Here is a 22,036-nt window from a genome sequence, read left to right as displayed (position 1 = left end):
GGTGGCTGGCTGTAGGCCGAGTCAGCAGTCTCTTGCAACAGGCTTCCCGCGCTGGAATTAGCCACTATCTTGACTGGATGCGCGCCAGCGACCTGCTCCATCCCCGGCCTGAAGGCCTTTATTGCCCATGCGGCGATTTCTTCATCGACCCGGTGCGGCCAGTCAACCGGGCGTTGATCACGCATGGCCATTCCGACCATGCCCGATCCGGCCATCGTTCGGTGCTGGCGACGCAGCAGACGCTCGACATTATGGGGTTGCGTTATGGCGAGGATTTTGCCGGGACAACGCAAGCGGCCGTGCTTGGCGAAGCGATGGCGCTGAACGATGTCAGCGTCACCTTCCATCCGGCCGGCCATGTGCTGGGCTCGGCGCAGATCGCGGTCGAGAACAAGGGCAGGCGCATCGTCGCCTCCGGCGACTACAAGCGCCAGAAGGACGCGACCTGCGCACCGTTCGAACCGGTCCAATGCGATGTGTTCATCACCGAGGCGACCTTCGGCCTGCCGGTGTTTCACCATCCGCCCGACACGGAGGAGATCGCCCGGCTGCTCAAATCGGCGGCGCAGTTTCCCGAGCGATCGCATCTGGTCGGCGCCTATGCGCTGGGCAAGGCACAGCGGGTGATGCGGCTGCTGCGCGATGCCGGTTATGACAGACCGATCTATATCCACGGCGCGCTGGCCAAGCTCAGCGAATATTACCAGAGCCAGGGCATCGACCTCGGCACGCTGGAGCCGGCAACCGTCGACAGCGGCGGCAAGCAGGATTTCACCGGGGCCATCGTTGTCGGCCCTCCATCGGCCTTCGCCGACCGCTGGGCGCGGCGCTTTCCCGACCCGATCTCGTGCTTCGCCTCGGGCTGGATGCGCATCCGCCAGCGCGCCAAGCAAGGCGGCGTCGAACTGCCGCTGATCATTTCCGACCATGCCGACTGGGATGAACTGACCGCCACCGTCAAGGAGACGGGCGCCGGCGAAATCTGGGTGACGCATGGCCGCGAGGAAGCGCTGGTGCGCTGGTGCGAGCTGGAAGGCATCGCCGCCAGGCCACTGCACCTGGTGGGATATGAGGACGAGGGCGATTGATGGTGATTTTTGATCCAGAAATCGCCGGCGCGGCGATCCTTACCACCCCCCTCTGGCCTGCCGGCCATCTCCCCCGCAAGGGGGGAGATCAGATGTCACCTCCGCTTTCGCCAATCGCCAACCTCGCAAGATGGGCGGCAAGATCAAGGCTGCCAATCTCCCCCCTTGCAGGGGAGATGTCCAGCAGGACAGAGGGGGGTGCGCCAGAACGCAAACCTCTGCCGTCAACGCGGTCCTTGCATCCATGAACCGCTTTGCCGAACTCCTCGACCGCTTGGTGCTGACGCCGTCGCGCAATGGCAAGCTGACGCTGCTCGTCGATTATTTCCGTAGCGTCGAGGACCCCGACCGCGGGCTGGCGCTGGCGGCTATCACCGGCGACCTCAACATTGCGGCGGTCAAGCCGGCGATGCTGCGCACGCTGGTCACCGAGCGCATGGATCCGGTGCTGTTCGGCTATTCCTACGACTATGTCGGCGACCTCGCTGAAACCGTGTCGCTGGTCTGGCCGCAAACGCCGGGACATATCCCCAACCGGGAGCCGACGCTTGGCGACGTCGTGGCGAAGCTGCAGGCGGCGAGCCGCTCGGACGGACCCAAGGTGCTGGCCGGGCTGCTCGACAGCGCCGGCATTTCAGCGCGCTTTGCCATCATCAAGCTGGTCACCGGCGGCTTGCGCATCGGCGTTTCGGCGCGGCTGGCCAAACAGGCGCTGGCCGATTTCGGCAAGGTCGATGTCGCCGAGATCGAGGAGCTGTGGCACGGGCTGACGCCGCCCTATATCTCGCTGTTCGCGTGGCTGGAAGGCAAGGCCGAGAAGCCGAAGCGGACCGCACTTGCCCTGTTCAATCCGGTGATGCTGTCGAACCCGGTCGGCGACGGCGACCTCGAAAAGCTCGATCCGGCCGACTATGCCGCGGAATGGAAATGGGACGGCATCCGCGTTCAGGCGGTGTGCGAGGGCGGCGTGCGCCGGCTCTATTCGCGCACCGGCGACGATGTGTCCGGCGCATTCCCCGATCTCGCCCAGGCGATGAATTTTTCCGCCGCGCTCGACGGCGAATTGCTGGTCGGCGAGCCCGCGGCGACCGGCACGTTTTCGGACCTGCAACAGCGGCTCAATCGCAAGAGCGTGGCCCCGAAGATACAGCAGCAATACCCGGCCTTCATGCGCTGCTACGATGCGCTGCAGATCAACGGCGAAGATTTGCGCGCGCTACCTTTCCGCGAGCGGCGGGCCCGTCTTGAGGCCTTCATCACAACGCTGGACCCGCACCGTTTCGATCTGTCGCCATTCGTCGAATTCCCGGATTGGCAAACGCTGGAGGAACTGCGCCGCGCGCCGCCGCACCCGATCATCGAAGGCGTGATGCTGAAGCGCTGGGATTCGCCCTATCTCGCGGGACGGCCGAAAGGGCCGTGGTTCAAGTGGAAGCGCGATCCGCACACGGTCGATGCTGTGCTGATGTATGCGCAGCGCGGCCATGGCAAGCGGTCGAGCTTTTATTCCGACTATACGTTCGGCGTCTGGTCGGGGCCGGAAGGCGCGGAGGAACTGGTGCCGGTCGGCAAGGCCTATTTCGGCTTCACCGACGAGGAGTTGAAGCAGATCGACAAATTTGTCCGCGACAATACGGTCGAGCGTTTCGGCCCGGTGCGCTCGGTGCGCGCCGACCGCAGCCAAGGCCTGGTGCTGGAGGTGGCGTTCGAAGGTCTCAACCGTTCGACCCGCCACAAATCCGGCGTTGCGATGCGATTTCCCCGCATCTCACGGCTGCGCTGGGACAAGCCGACCGCCGAAGCCGACCGCATCGAGACGCTGCAGGCGCTGCTTGATCGCTAGGCGGCGCTTACGGTTCGATCGAAACGCGGATCTCGTAGATGTCGACCGCCTTGCCCTGCTTGTCGAAGTCGGAGTTGATGGCGATGCTGCCGGCCGCGCCCGGGGGCTTGTCGGGGAATTTCACGTCGAACAGATATTCGTTACGCTGCTGGCCGACCGCATAGCGCTTGCGGCCGCAGTCGCCGAGATCGCCGAAATTGCAGTCGACGGAGATCTGCGTGTCCTTGCCGTCCTCGGCGCGGGCGACGATGTCGAACACGGCATGTTTGCCGGCAAGCTTCTCCAGCACGCCCTGCCCGACATCGAAGCTGATGGCCGAGCCGGAAGCACCGGAGCGGATGCGCAGGAAGGAGCCGGTGTCGTCCTGCACGACATCGGCCTTGGCGTCGGACGGGGTCGCCACATGCGTTGGATCGGTGGGTGTAAACACGTTGATCCAGTCGCGCGTCTGTTCGGCGACACCAGGCTGCTGCGGCGCGCCAGGCTGCTGCGGCTCAGTTGTATCGGCAGGCGGCGTGAAGTCGTCATCGTCGACGGTCGGCGGCGCTTCGGGCGGCGCCGTGTCGAGCTGCGCCGGCGTCTTGAAGACCCCGGTCTGCACGGCGAAATAGAGGCCGATGCCGGCGGCGGCGAGCAACGTCACGCCAAAGAAGATCGCCGTCAGCGGCAGGCGGCGGCCCCTTATCCGCCTTTCATCACGGTCAGGCGCCACTTCCGCCGCGGCCTCGGCCGGCGCGGAATCGGCCATATCGATCGCCGGGGCGCCGGGCAGCGTGGCGTCAGGCATGATGTCGGGGACGACCGGCAGCACGCGCGAACGCGGCGCGTCGGATGCCTCGGGCTGAACCGGTTCATCAACGACGATCGCAGGCGACGGTCCGGCCGCGACACCTGTCGGGGCATCGACCGCGGGCGCTTCGGCGGCGCCCTGTACGGCGTCTTGCGGCTGCGCAACGCGTTGCGTCAGCGCGGTATCTTGTGTCTGCGCAGCGCTCTGCGTCGGCGCGGCGCTCTGCGTCGGCGCGGCGACATCGGGGACCGCGGGCAGGAATTCGGATTCGATCTCGGCGATCTTTTCCTGGACCCCCTTGCGGCGCTTGATGGCGGCTTCCACCGTCACGCCGGGATTGGCCTGGAGCACGCGGTCGAGCGCCGCGAAAGCCGACCGATAGACCCTCTCGCGAAATGCCCGGTCCTCGGCGTTGCCTTTCTCGAAGGCGTTGCGGATCGCTTTTTCGATCGCGTCCAAGCGAATTTCCCCTGTCCGTTCGCTTACATTGCCATGATCGTTAGCCGCAGGAGACCAATCAATCAACGGGCGAGCGCCCGCATTCTGCCTTACAGGCCTGTTCAAGGCCCATTTCGATGCGTTTTGGCAATAAAATCAGTCGGTTTTGCCGCCTTGCCGGGCAGTTTGTGCGCAGTCCACCGCGACGTCTCCGCGTAGCCGAAAAAGCAAATGAGGCGGTGGCTCATTGCGCGCCAATGGAAAATGCCGGGACGAATTGCCGGATGCCGGCTCGAAATCGCGGTTGCCCATCTTGAATTAGCGGCCGGTTGAGTCTATCACCCAGCCGATCCTGGAACCTCGCGCTTCCCGGGCCGCTTTAGCTCAGTTGGTAGAGCACATCATTCGTAATGATGGGGTCAGGTGTTCGAGTCACCTAAGCGGCACCAGTTCTCCATCCGACGCAAGCGTGACGGCAGGTGCAAGGCTAATGCACGTCACTCCCTACGCCAACACCGGCACTTCCTGTCTGCCTCGTCGACATGCGCCATATGGCCGCCGCCACAGGATTGCGTCGTCAGACGCTTGACCATCGACTATGCTGCATCGCGCAAGATCGACAACCTAGAGAACCCGACACTACAAGCATAATTTATAAGATACAAAACCACTACCTTAGAATAATCTTCGTCAATTTTGACCTATATCAGACACTCCGGATTATAGTTGTGTAATTAAACCGTGTCTTTTCTGACATGGTACCACTTCTCGTACAGCATTGCGGACGTGAAAAACCCTCGGTGACGCAACGCACTCGCAAATCATACCCATTTTTAGCACTAACTCACACAAATATTACGGCTCGATAGATATTTTGTGTTGCACTGCACCATTGCCCGGTTGCACCATTTCTTGGGGGATCTGGTACCGGGAAGTGCGCCGTGGAGGATTCCGCCAAGTTGATCAGCTTGAATTTTTCGCTGGCCAGCACCGATTTCGAGGCTGCCCCGCGCAAAAGGCGCGGGTTTGATGTTGTCGGCGCACTCTCGACGCTGGCAGGCCTCGACCTGAGGCCCGGAATGCAGGGCCGCTGGCTTCATCGGAGATTTCAGACCGGCGGAAATGACTGATGGCGGTCGCGCGTGACAATCAGTTGGACGCTGTGCGCGCCATCGCTGTCACGATGGTTCTCTATTCCCATTTCCTTGCACCCAACGGGTCCTCCTTTTGGGGCCACATCGGGGTGCGGCTTTTTTTTGTGCTGAGCGGCTTCCTGATCACACGACTGCTGCTCGAAGCGCGCGCCGCGGCCGAATTCAAAGCCGGCCCTGCATTGAGTTCCTTCTACATCAGGCGCGCGCTGCGCATATTCCCGCCCTATTTCGCCGTGCTTGGGTTCGTCTGGCTGACCGATCTGGAGCAGTCCAGTGGATCGCTCGTCTGGCATGCGCTTTACCTGTCGAATTTTTGGTACGCGCTGCGCAACGAATGGACGCCCTGGCTACTCTGCCATTTCTGGAGCCTGAGCATCGAGGAGCAGTTCTATATCGCCTGGCCGCTGGTCGTGCTTCTCGCACCCCGCCGGCGGGTGGAAGCGATCACTATCGGCGTCATCCTGTTGTCGCTGGCCTATCGCTTCTACTGGCCGATCACCGCCACCCCGGCGCTAGCGCGCGACCTGCTGCCGCCAGCATCGATGGACGCGCTGGCGTTTGGTGCTTTGCTTGCCTGCCGGCGGACCAGAGGCGCCGGCCTGCCGCAATGGATGCGGCTAGGCTGGCCAGCCCTTGCGGCTGTCTTCCTGGCGATTGAGTGGCTTATCCCTGCGCCGGCCGATCCTATGCTGGAATGGGCCCGCTGGGCGTTGCTGCAGATCCTGCCCCTAGTGCCGCTGGTGGCCGTTGTGGCCGCCTGTTCAGCCGGCCTTGGCGGCGTCCTCGGCAGGGTTTTCGAACTGCCACCGCTGCTGTCACTGGGCCGCATCAGCTACGGCGTCTATCTTTACCATCCGATCCTTCTGTCGCTCGCCGTCAAGTCACAGCCCTGGATCCCGCTCAATGTCTCGGAGCAGGGGCCAGGGCGTTTCCTGGTCGCGAGCGCCGCCACGATCGCCGTCGCTTCGATCTCGTGGACGGCTTTCGAAAAGCCGCTCAACGGCCTCAAGCGCCGCTTCCCCTATGTAGCGCGCCGCCGCTCCCAGGCACGCTCTGGCGATGCCGGCTGGCTCGGCAGGGCGGCGGACGCCTATCCCGGCGGATCCCCCGATGGCCGCGCCGCACTCGAACTCCGGCGAACGGATGCACAGAGATGACCACCGCGCCGCTCGTCTCCGTCCTGCTGCCGGTCTACAATGCCGGGCCTTATCTCACCGCTGCGCTGGAGAGCATTCTGCGGCAAGACTACGATCGCCTGGAGGTCATCGCTATCGATGACGGATCGACTGACAACTCGCTCGAGATTCTCGAACGATACCGCCGGGCAGACAATCGCGTTTCTGTCATCTCGCGTGAGAACCGCGGCCTCGTCGCCACCCTCAATGAAGGGCTACGACTGGCCCAGGGCGAGCTTGTTGCGCGAATGGATGCGGACGATGTCGCCTATCCCCGGCGCCTCTCGCGCCAGGTCGCACTGTTCGAGCGGCGGCCCGATCTCGGCTTCTGCGGCGCCTGCGTCGATACCTTGCTTCACGGCCGTATCGCCAAAGGCAGGCTAGACCCGGTGTTCCGGCTCGGCCGGCTCGACATATTGTCGATGTTCTTTACGATATTCTTACATCCGACGGTGATCTATAACAGGAAGGTTATTGGGAACAACGATCTCTATTACGATCCAAAATATAGGCATGCCGAGGATTTCGATCTCTTCAGACGGCTTGCCGGCCGTTTCCCGGCGACCATATTGCCCGATAGCCTGCTCGTCTATCGCATCCATGCGGGAAGCGTGACCATGCGGCATGCCAAGGAAATGCGCAGGACGCATTTGCGGATCGTGGCCGAAAATCTCGAGCGTGAGGGGCTTGCGGAAACCACAGCGGATCTGCGCGACATCGGCGAGGCCGTCTCTTTCGACACGGTTTCGCGCGCAGCCGATTTCATCCGTGCGCTTGAAGAGCGGATTTCCGAGCTGCCGACCGACACACGGCCAAGCTTCGAGGCAGGCGCGCTGAACCTGTTCTATTTCCTCTACCAACTCGTCGGCGACGAAGGAGAACCGCCGCTGACCCACGAATTGCTCACGCGGACGGCGAGATGGAATTTCATCCGGCGCCGCGAACAATATGCGCTGCGTCCCGGCGTCTGGGCGCCTTGGCTGAGCCTGCTCTCGATAAGGGCCGGAAAGCGGGCGGACGCGGTGGCCTACTTCTTCAAAACCACGCCGGCCGAAGCGGTGCTTGCGCGTTATCAGCGGGGACTGGTATGACCGACAGGCCCCACCCGCTCCTGCGCGATCACCAGTTTGCGAGTGCGCCTGTCCCGACATCTCCCCGATCGGAGCGGCCGTCGCTCGAGGTCAGTTTCATCGTCTGCACGCGCGACCGCGCCGCTGTGCTGGAGGCTTGCATAGCCTCGATCCAGGCGGCATGCCGGGTGCACGCCACCTTCGCGGCAGAGTTGGTGGTGGTCGATAATGGTTCACGGGACGGCACGTCAAAGCGGCTGGCCGCTATCGCCGAAACTTCCGACATCCCAGTCACAGCCGTCTCGGAGACTCGCCCCGGATTAGCCGCTGCCCGCAATGCCGGATTGGCGCGAGCGCGAGGCCGCGTGCTGGTCTTCGTCGACGACGACTGCAAGCTCGACCGCGACTATCTCCGCGACCTGGAGCGGCACTACCGGAGTGGCGAGAAGTGGCTGATCCGCGGCGGCCGGGTCGAGCTCGGTGATGCCCGGGACCTGCCCTTCACCATAAAGCTCTACGAGGCAAGCGAGCGGCTGACCCCGGCGGTCCACCCCGGCGGCTTCGTGCTCGGCTGCAACATGACCATGCACCGCGACGTCGCGGCCCGCATCGGGTCGTTCGACGAACGCTTCGGCGCTGGCGGCCCGCTACGCTCGGCTGAAGATACTGATTATCTCGTGCGGGCGATGCTGCTCGGCATGCCGGTCGAGTATGTGCCCGACATGACGGTCTTGCATCATCACGGCCGGCGAGACCGCAAATCGATCGACAGGCTGCACCGCGACTATAGCCTCGGTAATGGTGCGCTGTGCCTGAAACATGTCCGCCACGCCCCTTGGCTGCTTCGCCATGTCTATTGGTCCGCGCGGGCCGCGTTCAGGGAACTGGCGGGCCGTCCTCGCTTTGACCGCGACCTCGATCTGTCGCACTGGCCTATTGTCGTTATGAATCTGGCAGGTGCCGCCAGATTTGCGCTGCTCGTCATGATGGGATGGCCAAAACGGCTGCCGCTGCGCCACGACCGAGAAGCCAGCGAAGCCAATGCGGAGGCCAGAGCGCGATAATGTCACTGATTCCGTCAGCCCTGCCAATGCTGCGCCGCGCACTTGGTGGCAGGCTGTTGCGGCTCGTTCCCGTCGTGGTGGGGCTCGGGCTTGCAGGCGCCGCGCTGGAAGGCCTCGGCATCGGTCTCATCATTCCGCTGCTCGGCATCATTATGGGACGTGGCGAAACATCAGGCATGGCCGGTTTCTCCGCCCTCCTCCAGCAGGTTGGAGCGGACCTCGGCGAGCGCCAGCGGCTGATCGCCATTTCGGCCGCGATCCTCGGTTCGATCGTACTGAAAAATGTCTTTGCCTTCGCCAACACTCTGCTGACCAGCTACATCTACGGCAAGGCAGGTTATTCGATCCGTAGCGCACTGTCGGAGCAGTTGCTCAGGGTCGGCTACCCCTTTTTCCTGCAGCAAAGCCCCGGGCGGCTGCTCAACATCATCTCCAACGAATCCTGGCGAGCATCCGACGCTATCCAGGCCCTGCTCGGCGCGATCGTCAGTGCCTCGGCCGCCGTCATCCTGCTCGCCTTCCTCCTGCTCCTCTCTTGGCAGATGACGCTGCTGGTGACTCTAGGGCTGGCGCTTGTCCAGCTGGCGCACGGGGTTTTGTCGTCCAATCTGAAGGCGCCGAGCCGCAGCGTCGTCTCGCGCAACAGCGCACTGGCGTCGCAGATGCTGCATCTGGTGCATGCCGGGCGCCTGATTCGCATCTTCGGGCAGGAGAACCGCGAAAAGGCGGTCTTCGCCAAAGCGTCCGACGGGGTGCGGCGGGCGGCTTTCGTGCTTTCAATCCGCCAGGGCGTCTTGCCGCCACTGACCGAGGTATTGCACGCAATGCTGTTCCTGGCGGTGGTGATCGGAGCCTGGCTGGCGAATGTAAGCTTCCCGCTGACCGTCGCCTTCCTCATCCTGCTCTACCGACTGCAGCCGCATATGCGCGCCTTGCAGATGTCCTGGAGTCAGTTGCAAGGCATGAGCGGCTCGCTGGAGGAGGTACAATGGCTGCTCGATCCTTCCGACAAGCCCGAGGCGCCGCAGGGCAGCCTGCCGTTCGACGGCTTGCGCCAAGGGATCAGCTTCGATGATGTGAGCTTCGCCTATTCCGGTCCCCTGTCAGGCCCCGACGCGCGCGAGGCGGTGCTGCATAAGGCGGTGTTCGACATCCGCAGCGGCCGCTCGACTGCGCTGATCGGCCGCTCGGGCGCCGGCAAGACGACGATCGTCAATCTCCTGTGCCGCTTCGTCAAACCCGACAGCGGCAGGATCCTCGTCGATGGGGCACCGCTCGATGAAGTCGACCCAAGCCAGTGGCGGCGGAACATTGCCCTGGCCAGTCAGGAGCTGGAACTGGTCGATGGCACCATTTTTGAAAACATTATCTACGGCTACGACACGGCCTCGGCCAGCGACGCCATGCGCGCCGCAAGGCTGGCCGAGGCACATCAATTCATCGAGCACCTGCCGCAGGGTTACGCGACGCTGGTCGGATACCGGGGCATCAACCTGTCAGCCGGACAAAGGCAAAGGATCGCCCTGGCGCGGGCGCTGGTGCGCGATCCCGATATTCTCATCCTCGACGAAGCCACCAGTGCGGTGGATGGGTTGTCAGAAGCCGCTATTGTCGAGACGCTGAAATCGCGGGCCGGCCGCCGCACCACCATTGTCATCAGTCATCATTACAGCACCATATCGTTCTGCGACGACGTGGTGATCTTGAGCCGCGGTCGGGTGAAAAAACAGGCCCCCTTCGCAACCCTGGCAATGCTCAGCATGGACGAGCTTTACCAGCACGGAGCGGGTGAGTGATGGGGCGCACCCCAACCTGCGACGCGGCTTGCGCCCGGCAGCTCGCAGATCGCGATCAATCCTGCCGGCAAACCACCGCCGCGACGCATTTCGATTGTTCAAAAACAATTCTCGGTGAGAGGTCAGGCGGCCTTCTTCTTCGCCAACCGCGCCTTGATCGAGGCGACGTCGGCGCGCGGCGTCGCGGCGAACAGCGTTCTGGTGTAGTTGTGCTTGGGGTCGGCGAAGACCTCCTCGCGCGAGCCGTATTCGACGGCTTCGCCGAAATACATCACCATCACATCGTCGGCGATGTAGCGCACGACCGACAGATCGTGGCTGATGAAGACATAGGTCAGCTGGAATTCGTCCTGCAGGTCGGCGAGCAGGTTGAGCACCTGCGCCTGCACCGAAAGATCAAGCGCGGAGACCGGTTCGTCAAGCACCAGCAGGCTCGGGTTCAGCATCAGCGCGCGGGCAATGGCGATGCGCTGGCGCTGGCCGCCCGAGAACATGTGAGGATAGCGATTGTAGTGCTCGGTTCCGAGGCCGACTTTCTTCAGCATCCTCATGGCGAGGTCGCGCCGCTCTTCGGCCGGCTTGTCGGTGTTGATGAGCAGCGGCTCGCCAAGCACATCTCCGATCTTTTGGCGCGGATTGAGCGATCCGTAAGGGTTCTGGAAGACGATCTGCACCTTGCGGCGCATCTCCCTGGTCAGGCCGTTCCTTGCGATGTCGACCTTGTTGCCGTCGATGAACAGTTCGCCCGACGTTGCCGGATCGATCAGCGTGATGATACGCGCCAGCGTTGACTTGCCGCAGCCCGATTCACCGACGATGGCCAGCGTCTTGCCCTTGTCGACGCTGAACGAGACGCCCTTGACCGCATGCACGGTGCGCGCGCCGCGAAACAGGCCGCCGCCGACGTGATAGTCGCGCACGATGTCCTTGCCTTCGACGACCTTGATGCTCATCAGAAGCCCCCGGCAGCTGGTTCGAACAGCATGTCCGAGACGGTCGGCAGCCGGTCGCCGACGGCATTATCCGGCAGCGCCGACAAAAGTGCGCGGGTGTAATTGCTCTTCGGCGATTCAAACAGCGACAGCACGTCGGCCTCTTCCATCTTGCGGCCCTTGTACTGGACGATGACGCGGTCGGCCGTCTCGGCGACCACGCCCATATTGTGGGTGATCATGATCAGGCCCATGCCGTATTTGACCTGCAGCGACACGAGGAGGTCGAGGATCTGCTTCTGGATGGTGACGTCGAGCGCGGTGGTCGGCTCGTCGGCGATCAGAAGCTTCGGATTGCAGGCGATGGCGATGGCGATCATCACGCGCTGGCACTGGCCGCCCGACATCTGGTGCGGAAACGAGTTCAGCCGTTCGGCCGGCTCGGCAATGCCGACCTGCGTCAGCAATTCGATGGCGCGCTCGCGACGCTGGGCCTTGTCCATGCCCATATGGAAGCGCAGCACCTCCTCGATCTGAAAGCCGACGGTGAAGCACGGATTGAGACTGGCCATCGGCTCCTGGAAGATTATCGACATGTCCTTGCCGACGATCTTTCGCCGGTCGGCCGGGCTCATCTTCAGGAGATCGCGGCCGTTGAAGCTCATCTCGTCGGCAGTGACCGTCGCCGTCCACGGCAACAGCCCCATCACAGCCAACATCGACACCGACTTGCCGGAGCCGGATTCGCCGACGATGGCCAGCACTTCACGTTCGTTCACATGGAGCGAGACGCCATCGACCGCGCGGAACGGGCCGGATGCGGTCTGGAACTCGACGACGAGATTGCGGATGTCGAGCAGCGCCATTACGACCTCCTCAGCTTCGGATCGAGCGCATCGCGCAGACCGTCGCCGATCAGGTTGATGGCAAGCACGGTGATGAGGATGGCCAGACCGGGGAAGGTCACCACCCACCAGGCGCGCAGGATGAATTCACGCGCCGAGGCGAGCATGGTTCCCCATTCCGGTGTCGGCGGCTGGGCGCCAAGGCCGAGAAAGCCGAGAGCGGCCGCCTCCAGGATGGCGTTGGAGAAGGACAGCGTGCCCTGGACGATCAGCGGCGCCAGGCAATTGGGCAGGATGGTGCGCAGCATAAGCCTTATATGGCCGGCGCCGGCGACCTTGGCGGCGACCACATATTCGCGGCTCTTTTCGGCCATGACGGCAGCGCGCACCAGACGGGCAAAGTGGGGTTGCAGGACGAGCGCGATGGCCAGCATGGCGTTGAACAGGCCGGGGCCGAGGATGGTGACCAGAACCAGCGCCAAGAGCAGCGACGGGAAGGACAGGATCAGATCCATGACGCGCATGATCGCCACGTCGACCCAGCCCCGGAAATAGCCGGCCAAAAGGCCGAGCGTGATGCCGCCGACAAGCGCCAGTGTGACCACGACGGCGCCGATGAGCAGCGAGAAACGCGCGCCATAGAGCAGGCGCGAGAGCATGTCGCGGCCGACCGCGTCGGTGCCAAGCAGATATTCCATGCTGCCGCCCGCCTGCCAGGCCGGCGGACGCAGGAAAGCGGTCTTGTCCTGGATGTCGGGCGCATAGGGCGCCAGCAGCGGTGCAAAGAGCGCGGCCAGCACCAAAAGGATGAAGACGAACAGGCCGATGACGGCGCCGCGGTTTACCGAGAAATAGTGCCAGAAGGTCCTGAAGCCGGTCAGACGGTCAGGGTTGCCGGCGGCCATCGGGGCGATTTCGGTGGACTGGCTCATCACGCCGCCCTGATGCGCGGGTTGATGACGGCATAAAGCACGTCGACAATCAGGTTCACCGCCATGACGATAAGGGCGATCAACAGCAAGCCTGACTGCACGACGACATAGTCGCGCTTGGATATGGATTCGACCATCCACTTGCCGATGCCCGGCCAGGCGAAGATGGTTTCTGTGAGAATGGCGCCGGCGAGCAGGGTACTGACCTGCAGGCCGATGGTGGTGACCACCGGGATCAGCGCATTGCGCAGCGCATGCACGCCGATGACGCGGGACGACGACAGGCCCTTGGCGCGGGCGGTCCGCACATAGTCTTCGCCCAGCACTTCGAGCATGGCCGAGCGCGTCTGGCGCGCGATCACCGCCAGCGGGATGGTGCCGAGCACAATTGTCGGCAGCACCAGGTGACTCAATGCCGAGCGGAAAGCATCCCACTTGCCGTAGAGCAGGCTGTCGAGGGTCAAGAAGCCGGTGATCGGCTTGATAAAGAACTGAAGGCCGATGCGGCCTGAAACCGGGGTCCAGCCGAGATAGCCGGAGAAAAAGATGATCAGCAGCAGGCCCCACCAGAAGATCGGCATGGAATAGCCGACGAGGGCGGTGCCCATCAGCCCCTGGTCGAACCAGGAGCCGCGTTTGACCGCAGCAATGATGCCGGCCGGGATGGCCAGCACCATGGCGAAGATCATGGCGAAGACTGAGAGCTCGATGGTTGCCGGGAAGAGCGTCATGAAATCTTCGATGACCGGCCGCTTGGACGAAATCGACACGCCGAAATTGCCGGTCGCGGCATCGCGGACATAATGCGCGTATTGCTGCCAGATCGGCAAATTGTAGCCGAACTGTTCCTTCAGTTCCGCGTAGCGCTCGGGCGACACGCCATGCTCGCCGGCCATGGCAAGAATGGGATCGCCGGGCAGCAGCCTGACGAAAGCGAAGGCGCAGATGGTGATGCCGATCAGCGTCGGCAGCACCAAGACGATTTTGTTTAGGAGATATCGGAGCATCTTGAAAAGCGGGCGGCGCCTGATTGCGCGCCGCCCGCCTAACAGTTCTATTCGGCCTTGTCGACGCCGTCGAAGCGATGAATGCCGAGCGGGTCCATCATGAAGCCGCTGACATTCTTGCGCACGACTGCGTAGACTTGGCTATGTGCCATGAGGAAGGCCGGAGCCTGCTTCTGGAAGACAACCTGCGCCTCTTCATAGAGCTTGGTGCGTTCGGCCTGGTCGCTGGTCTTCTTGGCCTTCTGGATCAGATCCTCGAAGTCCTTGTCGCACCAGCTGGAGTAGTTCGACACGCCGATGGCCGAGCAGGCGAACAGCGTGGCGAAGAAATTGTCCGGATCGCCATTGTCACCGGTCCAGCCGATCTGGAAGGCGCCCGGGCGTTCCTTCTTCTTGCCTTCTTCGCGGTACTTCGTCCACTCGTAGCTGACGATCTCCGCCTTGACGCCGACCTTGGCCCAGTCAGCCTGGATCAGTTCGGCGGCGCGTTGGAAGTTCGGGTTGTAGGGACGGACGCGGTCGGAGGCCCAAAGCTGGATCTCCTTCAATCCGGCATCGGCCAGCACCTTCTTGGCTGCTTCCGGATCATAGGCGTCGGACCTCACGTCCTTGTTCCACGACCACATGGTCGGCGGGATCAGGTTTACGGCCGGCGTGGCGCCGGCGTCCTGGAACAGCGACTTGATGAGCGATTCCCGATCGATCGCCTGGTTGAGCGCATGGCGCACTTCAGGCTTGTCGAGCGGCGGGATGGTGGTGTTGTAGCTCATATAGCCGATGTTGAGGCCAGCCTGATCCATCAGGGTCACGTCGGCGTTGGCCTTGATCGTGCCGATGTCGGCAGGATTCGGATAGGGCGCGATATCGCATTCGCCGGCGAGCACCTTCTGGATGCGGGCGGTGGCGTCAGGCGTGATCGCGAAGACGAGATCGTCGATCTTTTCCTTGCCCTTGAAGTAGTCCGGGTTGGCCGCATAGCGGATGACCGAATCCAGCTGGTAGTCGACGAACTGGAACGGACCTGTACCGACCGGCTTGGTCGAGAAGTCGGCCATCTTGCCGTCTTTTTCCAGCTGGTCGGCATATTCCTTCGACACGATCGAGGCGAAGTCCATGCCGAGATTGGCCAGCATCGGCGCGTTCGGCTCGGTCAGCGTCAGCTTCACGGTCAGGTCATCGACCTTTTCCCACTTGGCGACGTATTTCGGCATGTCCATGCCGGTGTAGTAGTCCCAGGTCAGGTTCGGCAGGTACTTCTCGCCGTTCCAGGGGTTTTCCTTGTTGAACTGGCGATCGAACGAAAAGACAACGTCGTCGGCATTGAAATCACGCGTCGGCTTGAAGAAATCCGTCGTCTGGAACTTCACGCCCGGATGCAGGTGGAAAGTATAGACCAGGCCGTCGTCCGAAATCTCCCATTTGTCGGCGAGACCGGGCACAACTTCGGTGCCGCCATGCTTGAACTCGACCAGGCGCGAATAGACGGTGCGCGACGAGGCGTCGAAGTCGTTGCCGCCCGTCGTGGTACCCGGGTCGAAGTTGGCCGGCGAGGCCTCCGAGCAATAGACCAGCGTCTTGGCATTGGCCACACCGCCGAGGACGCTTGCAGCCAGCAACGCGGCTGCAAAAGTCAGTTTCTTTTTCATTGAGCACTCCCTGATGTTCTTCCAAGCCCCTCTATAGGCTCGCGAAGCGCGCATATAAGCACCGTTTTTCCGGCTTTGGAACACCCTGTTTGCCTACCCCACCGTAAGCAGAAAATATTTCTCGGTCTTTGACGAACTGCAGAAACGAATAGCAAAATCTGCTAATCACGGGATTGTTAACGACCGCATTTTTTCGTTGATCGCAGCAATCGTAGCCAAAAATCCACAAGCCTGGGTTTCGCCACCGAGATGACAGGACGGCATTGCCTGAGCTGGCATCGCGGGAAGGATTTCGGCGGCAAATCTTTGCCGTCCTGCCGCTGGGGCAAGACTTGCACGGCCGCCGATAGTCGCAATAGATAGATGACACGCTGGATTTTCCGGAAATCCGCGACATCGCTGCAGCGGAGGACGCCTCACCACATCGAGGCGGCGCAGCAGGAGCAGGCAACAGAACGACCGAGGGAGGCTAGAGGTGGCGAAAGCAACAAAGACAACGGCCCCGGCGAAAGCAAAAGCGGCGAAAGCTTCAAAACCGGCCGCCGCTGCCGCCAAGTCGAAAGCGCCACCGGCCAAAGCCACTCCCGCTGTCAAGCCAACGGCAACCTCGACGCCGGCGAAGGCAAGCGCCAAGCCGGCAGCGAAACCTGTGGTCAAGCGCGCGGCGAAGACAGCACCCGCTGCAAAGCCCGCCCAGCCGCCAGCCGCCAAGACAGCTGCGGCGAAGCCCGCCTCGAAGCCGTCGCCGGGCGCGGCCAAAAAACTGCCGAATACGTTGACGGCGCTTGCCGCGGGCTTGCCGGAAAAGCCATGGCTAAAAAGCTATTCGAAAGTAGTGCCGGCGGAGATCGGCGCCCTGCCCTACAGTTCGATCGGCGACTTCCTCGTCGGCGCCTGTAAGCAGTTTTCCGGCCAGCCGGCATACGTCTGCATGGGCAAGTCGATCTCCTATGCCGAACTCGAGCGGCAATCGGCCGCCTTCGGCGCTTATCTGCAATCGAAGGGCCTGCAGAAAGGCGCACGCGTGGCGCTGATGATGCCGAATGTGCTGCAATATCCGGTGGCGATGATGGCCGTGCTTCGCGCCGGCTATGTCGTGGTGAACATCAATCCGCTCTACACGCCGCGCGAGCTCGAACATCAGCTCAAGGATTCCGGCGCGCAGGCGATCGTCATTCTGGAGAATTTCGCCAGCACCCTGGACGCGGTGATTGCCAGGACGGCGGTCAAGCATGTGGTGGTCGCGGCGATGGGCGACATGCTCGGCGCCCTCAAGGGCACGATCGTCAACCTCGTCGTGCGCCGGGTGAAGAAGATGGTGCCGGCCTGGTCGCTGCCCGGCCATGTCAAATTCAATGCGGCGGTGAAAGCCGGCGCCGGCATCGCCTTCAAACCGGCCAAGATGGAGGCCGGCGACGTTGCCTTCCTGCAATATACCGGCGGAACCACGGGGATTTCCAAAGGTGCTGTGCTGCTGCACTCCAATGTGCTGTCCAATGTCGCGCAGAACACGCTGTGGCTGCAGGACGCCTATGCGATCAAGCCGAAACCGGCGCATCTCAACTTCATCTGCGCACTGCCGCTCTACCATATCTTCGCGCTGACGGTGAACGCGCTGATGGGCATGCAGCAGGGCGCCCAGAACGTGCTCGTTCCCAACCCGCGCGACATTCCCGGCTTCGTCAAGGAGCTGCAGAAATACCCGATGCACATTTTCCCCGGCCTCAACACGCTGTTCAACGCGCTGCTCAACAACGAGGATTTCCGCAAGCTCGACTTCAAGCCGCTGATCATGACGCTGGGTGGCGGCATGGCGGTGCAGAGGGGGGTTGCCGAGCGCTGGAAGGCGCTGACCGGCAATTCGATCACCGAGGGCTACGGGCTGTCTGAGACCTCGCCCGTGGCCACCGCCAACAAGTTCAGCGACGGCAATTTCACCGGTACGATCGGCCTGCCGCTGCCGTCGACCGAGATCGTCATCCGCGACGATGACGGCAACAACCTGCCGCTGGGCGAAGTCGGCGAGATCTGCATCCGCGGGCCGCAAGTCATGGCCGGTTACTGGAACCGGCCGGACGAGACCGCCAAGGTGATGACCAAGGACGGGTTTTTCAAATCCGGCGACATGGGCTTCATGGACGAGCGCGGCTACACCAAGATCGTCGACCGCAAGAAGGACATGATCCTGGTCTCCGGCTTCAACGTCTATCCCAACGAACTCGAGGAAGTCGTCGCCCAGCATCTGGGCGTGCTCGAAGTAGCGGCGATCGGCGTGCCGGACGAGCATTCGGGCGAGGTGCCGAAGCTGTTCGTGGTCAAGAAGGACCCGACGCTGACCGTCGAGGCGCTGACCGCCTATTGCCGCGAGAACCTGACCGGCTACAAGCGGCCTAAATACATCGAGTTCAGGACCGAGCTGCCGAAGACTCCGGTGGGCAAGATCTTGCGCCGGGCGCTGCGGGAATAAATTTGAACGGCGAGCCTGGCGACGGCGGGATAGCGGACGATAGTCGGCGTCCCGATGCAGTAGTGTTCATCAAGGCGAACCTGCGGCTTGCGCCCGTTCCCGCACTTCCTGAAATCCAGCTCTATACGGCTCATCCCGGCAGCGGCCTGAGGCGGCTTGTCGAGTGGCGAGCTCATGGACCGGAAGACGGCAGCCAGACCGAGGAGCACGAAGCTGAGCCGCAGCCGCCCTACTGGGCCTATGCCTGGGCCGGCGGCGCCGTGCTTGCGCGCTATGTACTCGACCATCCGCAAAGCGTGGCCGGCCGCCGCGTGCTCGACCTCGGCGCCGGCGCGGGCCTCGTCGGCATCGCCGCCGCCAAGGCCGGCGCCAGCGCGGTGGTCGCGGCGGAGATCGACCGCAACGGCGTCGCCGCGATCGGCCTCAACGCGTTGGCCAACGGCGTCGAGATCACCATTGTCGACCAGGATATCACCACGGGCCCGCCGCCAGCGGTCGACCTCGTGCTTGCCGGCGACGTGTTCTACGGCCGCGAGGTTGCTCTGCGGGTGATCCCGTTCCTCGACCGCTGCCTGGCAGCCGGCATCGAGGTGCTGGTCGGCGATCCCCGCCGCGCCGATCTGCCGCTGTCGCGGCTACGATTGGTTGCGGAATATCAAGTGCCGGACTTCGGTGACGCGAAGGGCGCTGCGGGCAGGCTGAGCGGTGTGTTTTGGTTCGAGCCGGAAGATTTGCTAGCGCGACGCGGCAAAGCCCAGTCGCTCTGAATGGCCGGATTCTACTCATTGTGGACAAACCTCAAGGGGCAGAAAATAGATTCGATTAGCCGTTGATAGGAGAAGTCGAATGGCGTGGATTAAAGTTGTTCAACGTATCGGTTTCACAGTTTGCCCAAAGTGCGAAAATCGCGGCTTCGACCTTCAGCCGGGCGAAGACATCGATAACGCAAGCGCCAAGATCAGGTGCGGCAAATGCGGGTACGTTTGCTCTGCTGATGAGTGGCCCACTGTGTCCGAAAACAAACCAGAAGCTCCATAGTTTTCATGGGCTGCTTCGCCCAACTCGGCCATTGGCGGGAAATCTCGAGTCGAATTGAGTTTGCCCCAGGCCCCCTTCAGACCGTCTCCTTGACCCGCGCCGAGAGAAAGTCTGGCAAGTCGGCAACCGAATCCAGCACGACGTCGGCGATCGCCGACAGCGATTCACGCGTGCCGGTGCCGGAGAGCACGCCGACCGCCAGGCCGCAGCCGCCAGCACGCGCCATCTCCAGGTCGTGGCGGTTGTCGCCGACCATGGCGATCTCGGACGCCTTCAACCCGGTCAGGTCGCAAAAGGCGACGATCGTGTCCGGCGCCGGTTTCGGATTGGCGACCGCGTCATAGCCATAGGCGGCGGTGAACAGCTGGGCGACGCCGAGCGTGACCATGGTCTTTTCGGCACCGGCAGTCGAATCGTTGGTGGCGACGCCGAGCCGGTAGGATCGCTTGTGCAGAGCCGTCAGCGCCGCGACGATGCCGGGCAGGGCCACCGCCATCGATGAGCCTTGCACCGAGGTGATCTCGTTGAAGCGGGCGACGGCCAGCATCTGGTCCTCGTCGGACAGGCGCGGGAACCATAGTTCGACGACATCCATGTTGGTGCCCGAGGCGAAGATGGAATCCGGCTTGAAACGCTTGGCGACAAAATCGAAGCCCGCCGCCGAAAGCAGCCTGTCGGCTTTCCAGCGATCGCCCTCGGCGGCGTCCATGGCCATGAAATCGGCGATGCCGAGCCAGGTCGCGTTGAAATCGACAAGCGTGCCGTCCTTGTCGAACAAGATGCCCTTGATGTCGGCCGGATTTTTCATTGAGCCCCCCGCAGTTGCTGGATGCGCGCCACCAGCCCGACCGTCGATGCGTCGCGCTTGGCGGCGCTCTCCTTGCCTTCCACGACTGGCAACAGGCCGGTCGCCAGCTCCTTGCCGAGCTCGACGCCCCATTGGTCGAAGGAATTGATGTTGAACAGAGTGCCTTCGACGAAGACGCGGTGCTCGTAAAGCGCGATCAGCCGGCCGAAGGTGCGCGGGTCGAGCTTGCGGTAGAGGATCGTCACCGAGGGGCGGTTGCCGGAGAAGACGCGGTGCGGGGCTATTCTGTCGACATCGGCCGGCTTCATGCCCTTGGCCAGCATCTGCGCGCGCGCCTCGTCCAGCGTGCGGCCCTTCATCAACGCTTCCGATTGGGCCAGGCAATTGGCAAGCAGTAGATCGTGTTGGTGCTTGAGATCAGGCTCATGGCCGACGGCAGCGGCAAGGAACTCGACCGGGATGAAATCGGTGCCCTGGTGCAGCAGCTGGAAGAAGGCGTGCTGGCCATTGGTGCCGGGCTCGCCCCAGACCAGCGGTCCGGTCGGCGTCGTCACCGGCGTGCCGTCGAGGGTGACGCCCTTGCCGTTCGATTCCATGTCGAGCTGCTGCAGATAGGCCGGCAGCCTGGAAAGGCGCTGGTCATAAGGGATGACCGCACGCGCCGGATAACCGCAGATCACGCGATGCCACCAGCCGACCAGCCCCAGCAGCGCCGGCAGGTTCTTCTGCAGGGGTGCGGTGCGGAAGTGCTCGTCCATCTCATGCGCGCCATCGAGGAAGGCGCGGAAGTTGCGCGGGCCGATGGCGATCATCACCGGCAGGCCGATGGCGCCCCACAGCGAATAGCGGCCGCCGACCCAGTCCCAGAAGCCGAACACGCGATCCGCTTCGATGCCGAACTTGGAAACCAGGTCGAGCGCGGTCGAGACGGCGGCGAAATGCTTGCCGACTGCTTCCTTGCCGAGCGCCTTCTGCACCCATTCGCGTGCCGTCTCGGCATTGGTCATCGTCTCAACCGTGGTGAAGGTCTTCGAGGCGATGATGAACAGGGTGGTTTCGGCCGACAGGCCCTTCAGCGTGTCGTGGATATGGGCGCCGTCGATGTTGGAGACGTAGTGCGCGCGCGGGCCGTCGTGATAGGGCGCCAGCGCCAGCGTCGCCATGGCCGGGCCGAGATCGGAGCCGCCAATGCCGATGTTGACGATGTCGGTGATTTTCTTGCCGGTGGCGCCGGCGGCCTTGCCGGAGCGAATGGCATCGGCGAAAGCGCCCATGGCGTCGAGCACGGACAGCACATCCGCCTTGACGTCCTGGCCATCGCCCGGGCCGCCCGGGCCCGAGCGGGTCCGGAGCGCGGGGGGCAGCACGGCGCGATCCTCGGTGATGTTGATCTTCTTGCCGGAAAACATTGCGGCCCGGCGACCTTCGAGATCGGCGGCGGCGGCGAGCTTCTCGAGCAGTTCCATCGTGCGCTGGTCGACCGCGCATTTCGACCAGTCGAGCAAAAGGTCGCCGTCGCTGGCCGAAAATGTCTCGAAGCGCTTGGGGTCCGCGGCAAACGCCTCGCGCATCGTGCCCGATGCCGCCGCGCGCGCAGCACGCAAGGCGACAAGCTGTTTGTCGAAGGAGGAATGATCCACTGCCGGCTCCTGATCGTTTTTCACGACATCTTATCAGACCGGATGTTTCCGGCGCGTGTCGTCGCGCTGATCTTATTGAGCCGAATTCCCCATGTTTCAATGCGTGGGGATGACGCAGTGCAGCATAGTGCGATGTGATGGAGCTACGACGCTGCGCGTCGCGCTGGATGATGTGATGGGAGTAGCGACGACGCTTCGCATCGCGCTGGGAATAATGAGGCGCGACGACGCTGCGCGTCGCGCGGGCGTCGCGCTGCGGGATGACGCAAGCGTCACCCGGGGATGCGACGACGCTGCGCGTCG

At 63.0% G+C, this 22,036-nt stretch carries 17 protein-coding genes and 1 tRNA gene; 10 read left to right on the top strand and 8 right to left on the bottom strand.

The features are described from left to right. Positions 1 to 77: 77 nt before the first annotated feature. Both NKH35_RS02585 and NKH35_RS02580 read left to right on the top strand, forming a co-directional pair. Positions 78 to 1,088 (top strand): ligase-associated DNA damage response exonuclease, encoded by a 1,011-nt coding sequence (locus NKH35_RS02585; RefSeq protein WP_023732465.1) that lies wholly within the window; start codon positions 78 to 80, stop codon positions 1,086 to 1,088. 244 nt (positions 1,089 to 1,332) lie between these two features. Then, positions 1,333 to 2,931, top strand: coding sequence for a cisplatin damage response ATP-dependent DNA ligase (locus NKH35_RS02580; RefSeq protein WP_023732466.1), 1,599 nt, complete (start codon positions 1,333 to 1,335; stop codon positions 2,929 to 2,931). Positions 2,932 to 2,938: 7 nt separating this feature from the next. Here the strand turns inward: NKH35_RS02580 and NKH35_RS02575 are convergent, their stop codons facing one another. Beyond that, positions 2,939 to 4,180, bottom strand: coding sequence for a hypothetical protein (locus NKH35_RS02575; RefSeq protein ID WP_023732467.1), 1,242 nt, complete (start codon positions 4,178 to 4,180; stop codon positions 2,939 to 2,941). A gap of 352 nt (positions 4,181 to 4,532) precedes the next feature. Here NKH35_RS02575 and NKH35_RS02570 point away from each other — a divergent pair. The 6 genes from NKH35_RS02570 to NKH35_RS02545 all read left to right on the top strand — a co-directional run bounded on the left by NKH35_RS02570 (position 4,533) and on the right by NKH35_RS02545 (position 10,418). Further along, a tRNA-Thr gene (locus NKH35_RS02570) sits at positions 4,533 to 4,608 on the top strand. A 492-nt stretch (positions 4,609 to 5,100) separates the two neighbouring features. Then, positions 5,101 to 5,289 carry a hypothetical protein gene (locus NKH35_RS02565; RefSeq protein ID WP_023732468.1) on the top strand — a complete coding sequence of 63 codons (189 nt, stop codon included), beginning with the start codon at positions 5,101 to 5,103 and terminating at the stop codon, positions 5,287 to 5,289. Continuing rightward, a complete protein-coding gene (locus tag NKH35_RS02560; RefSeq protein ID WP_023732469.1) occupies positions 5,289 to 6,470 on the top strand; it encodes an acyltransferase family protein in 1,182 nt (393 codons plus the stop codon). The genes NKH35_RS02565 and NKH35_RS02560 overlap by 1 nt, the downstream gene beginning before the upstream one ends. Then, on the top strand, positions 6,467 to 7,579 hold the full coding sequence (locus NKH35_RS02555; protein ID WP_023682047.1) for a glycosyltransferase family 2 protein: 1,113 nt from the start codon (positions 6,467 to 6,469) through the stop codon (positions 7,577 to 7,579). Before NKH35_RS02560 ends, NKH35_RS02555 begins: the two co-directional genes overlap by 4 nt. Further along, entirely contained in the window at positions 7,576 to 8,622 is a 1,047-nt protein-coding gene (locus tag NKH35_RS02550) for a glycosyltransferase family 2 protein (RefSeq protein ID WP_023732470.1), read from the top strand. The genes NKH35_RS02555 and NKH35_RS02550 overlap by 4 nt, the downstream gene beginning before the upstream one ends. Next, positions 8,622 to 10,418 (top strand): ABC transporter ATP-binding protein, encoded by a 1,797-nt coding sequence (locus NKH35_RS02545; RefSeq protein WP_027049321.1) that lies wholly within the window; start codon positions 8,622 to 8,624, stop codon positions 10,416 to 10,418. Before NKH35_RS02550 ends, NKH35_RS02545 begins: the two co-directional genes overlap by 1 nt. 122 nt (positions 10,419 to 10,540) lie before the next feature. Here NKH35_RS02545 and NKH35_RS02540 read toward each other — a convergent pair whose 3' ends face one another. Genes NKH35_RS02540 through NKH35_RS02520 form a run of 5 tightly spaced genes read right to left on the bottom strand, consistent with a single transcriptional unit; the run spans position 10,541 to position 15,780 of the window. Next, a complete protein-coding gene (locus NKH35_RS02540) occupies positions 10,541 to 11,371 on the bottom strand; it encodes a dipeptide ABC transporter ATP-binding protein (RefSeq protein WP_023682050.1) in 831 nt (276 codons plus the stop codon). Then, complete coding sequence (locus tag NKH35_RS02535) at positions 11,371 to 12,216, bottom strand: ABC transporter ATP-binding protein (protein WP_023732471.1); 846 nt, start codon at positions 12,214 to 12,216, stop codon at positions 11,371 to 11,373. The genes NKH35_RS02540 and NKH35_RS02535 overlap by 1 nt, the downstream gene beginning before the upstream one ends. Then, the gene (locus tag NKH35_RS02530; RefSeq protein WP_050485757.1) at positions 12,216 to 13,100 is read right to left on the bottom strand and encodes an ABC transporter permease subunit; all 885 of its coding nucleotides are present in this window, start codon (positions 13,098 to 13,100) and stop codon (positions 12,216 to 12,218) included. The genes NKH35_RS02535 and NKH35_RS02530 overlap by 1 nt, the downstream gene beginning before the upstream one ends. A 26-nt stretch (positions 13,101 to 13,126) precedes the next feature. Next, a complete protein-coding gene (locus NKH35_RS02525) occupies positions 13,127 to 14,134 on the bottom strand; it encodes an ABC transporter permease subunit (protein WP_023669492.1) in 1,008 nt (335 codons plus the stop codon). Positions 14,135 to 14,181: 47 nt separating this feature from the next. Beyond that, positions 14,182 to 15,780: an ABC transporter substrate-binding protein gene (locus tag NKH35_RS02520; protein WP_352913288.1), complete on the bottom strand. Its 1,599-nt coding sequence runs from the start codon at positions 15,778 to 15,780 to the stop codon at positions 14,182 to 14,184. A 475-nt stretch (positions 15,781 to 16,255) separates the two neighbouring features. On the opposite strand from NKH35_RS02520, the gene NKH35_RS02515 reads away from it, so the two are divergent. Further along, the gene (locus tag NKH35_RS02515; protein WP_352913286.1) at positions 16,256 to 18,247 is read left to right on the top strand and encodes a long-chain fatty acid--CoA ligase; all 1,992 of its coding nucleotides are present in this window, start codon (positions 16,256 to 16,258) and stop codon (positions 18,245 to 18,247) included. 2 nt (positions 18,248 to 18,249) lie between these two features. Beyond that, on the top strand, positions 18,250 to 19,014 hold the full coding sequence (locus NKH35_RS02510; RefSeq protein ID WP_502906970.1) for a class I SAM-dependent methyltransferase: 765 nt from the start codon (positions 18,250 to 18,252) through the stop codon (positions 19,012 to 19,014). Between the two features lie 347 nt (positions 19,015 to 19,361). Here the strand turns inward: NKH35_RS02510 and NKH35_RS02505 are convergent, their stop codons facing one another. Both NKH35_RS02505 and pgi read right to left on the bottom strand, forming a co-directional pair. Continuing rightward, complete coding sequence (locus NKH35_RS02505) at positions 19,362 to 20,093, bottom strand: HAD family hydrolase (RefSeq protein ID WP_023709202.1); 732 nt, start codon at positions 20,091 to 20,093, stop codon at positions 19,362 to 19,364. Further along, positions 20,090 to 21,733 (bottom strand): glucose-6-phosphate isomerase, encoded by a 1,644-nt coding sequence (gene pgi / locus NKH35_RS02500; RefSeq protein ID WP_502906969.1) that lies wholly within the window; start codon positions 21,731 to 21,733, stop codon positions 20,090 to 20,092. Before pgi ends, NKH35_RS02505 begins: the two co-directional genes overlap by 4 nt. Positions 21,734 to 22,036 lie beyond the last annotated feature (303 nt).

It is taken from the genome of Mesorhizobium sp. M1143 (assembly GCF_040318435.1).
GTDB lineage: Bacteria > Pseudomonadota > Alphaproteobacteria > Rhizobiales > Rhizobiaceae > Mesorhizobium.
Note: the sequence above shows the minus strand (reverse complement) of the source record. Positions and strands in the feature narration are given on the sequence as shown.

Excerpts from the sequence above, each read along its gene's own strand:
- NKH35_RS02585 (WP_023732465.1), top strand. The coding sequence starts at position 78 with ATGCGCGCCAGCGACCTGCTCCATCCCCGGCCTGAAGGCCTTTATTGC.
- NKH35_RS02580 (WP_023732466.1), top strand. The coding sequence starts at position 1,333 with ATGAACCGCTTTGCCGAACTCCTCGACCGCTTGGTGCTGACGCCGTCG.
- NKH35_RS02560 (WP_023732469.1), top strand. The coding sequence starts at position 5,289 with ATGGCGGTCGCGCGTGACAATCAGTTGGACGCTGTGCGCGCCATCGCT.
- NKH35_RS02555 (WP_023682047.1), top strand. The coding sequence starts at position 6,467 with ATGACCACCGCGCCGCTCGTCTCCGTCCTGCTGCCGGTCTACAATGCC.
- NKH35_RS02550 (WP_023732470.1), top strand. The coding sequence starts at position 7,576 with ATGACCGACAGGCCCCACCCGCTCCTGCGCGATCACCAGTTTGCGAGT.
- NKH35_RS02545 (WP_027049321.1), top strand. The coding sequence starts at position 8,622 with ATGTCACTGATTCCGTCAGCCCTGCCAATGCTGCGCCGCGCACTTGGT.
- NKH35_RS02540 (WP_023682050.1), bottom strand. The coding sequence starts at position 11,371 with ATGAGCATCAAGGTCGTCGAAGGCAAGGACATCGTGCGCGACTATCAC.
- NKH35_RS02535 (WP_023732471.1), bottom strand. The coding sequence starts at position 12,216 with ATGGCGCTGCTCGACATCCGCAATCTCGTCGTCGAGTTCCAGACCGCA.
- NKH35_RS02530 (WP_050485757.1), bottom strand. The coding sequence starts at position 13,100 with ATGGCCGCCGGCAACCCTGACCGTCTGACCGGCTTCAGGACCTTCTGG.
- NKH35_RS02525 (WP_023669492.1), bottom strand. The coding sequence starts at position 14,134 with ATGCTCCGATATCTCCTAAACAAAATCGTCTTGGTGCTGCCGACGCTG.
- NKH35_RS02520 (WP_352913288.1), bottom strand. The coding sequence starts at position 15,780 with ATGAAAAAGAAACTGACTTTTGCAGCCGCGTTGCTGGCTGCAAGCGTC.
- NKH35_RS02505 (WP_023709202.1), bottom strand. The coding sequence starts at position 20,093 with ATGAAAAATCCGGCCGACATCAAGGGCATCTTGTTCGACAAGGACGGC.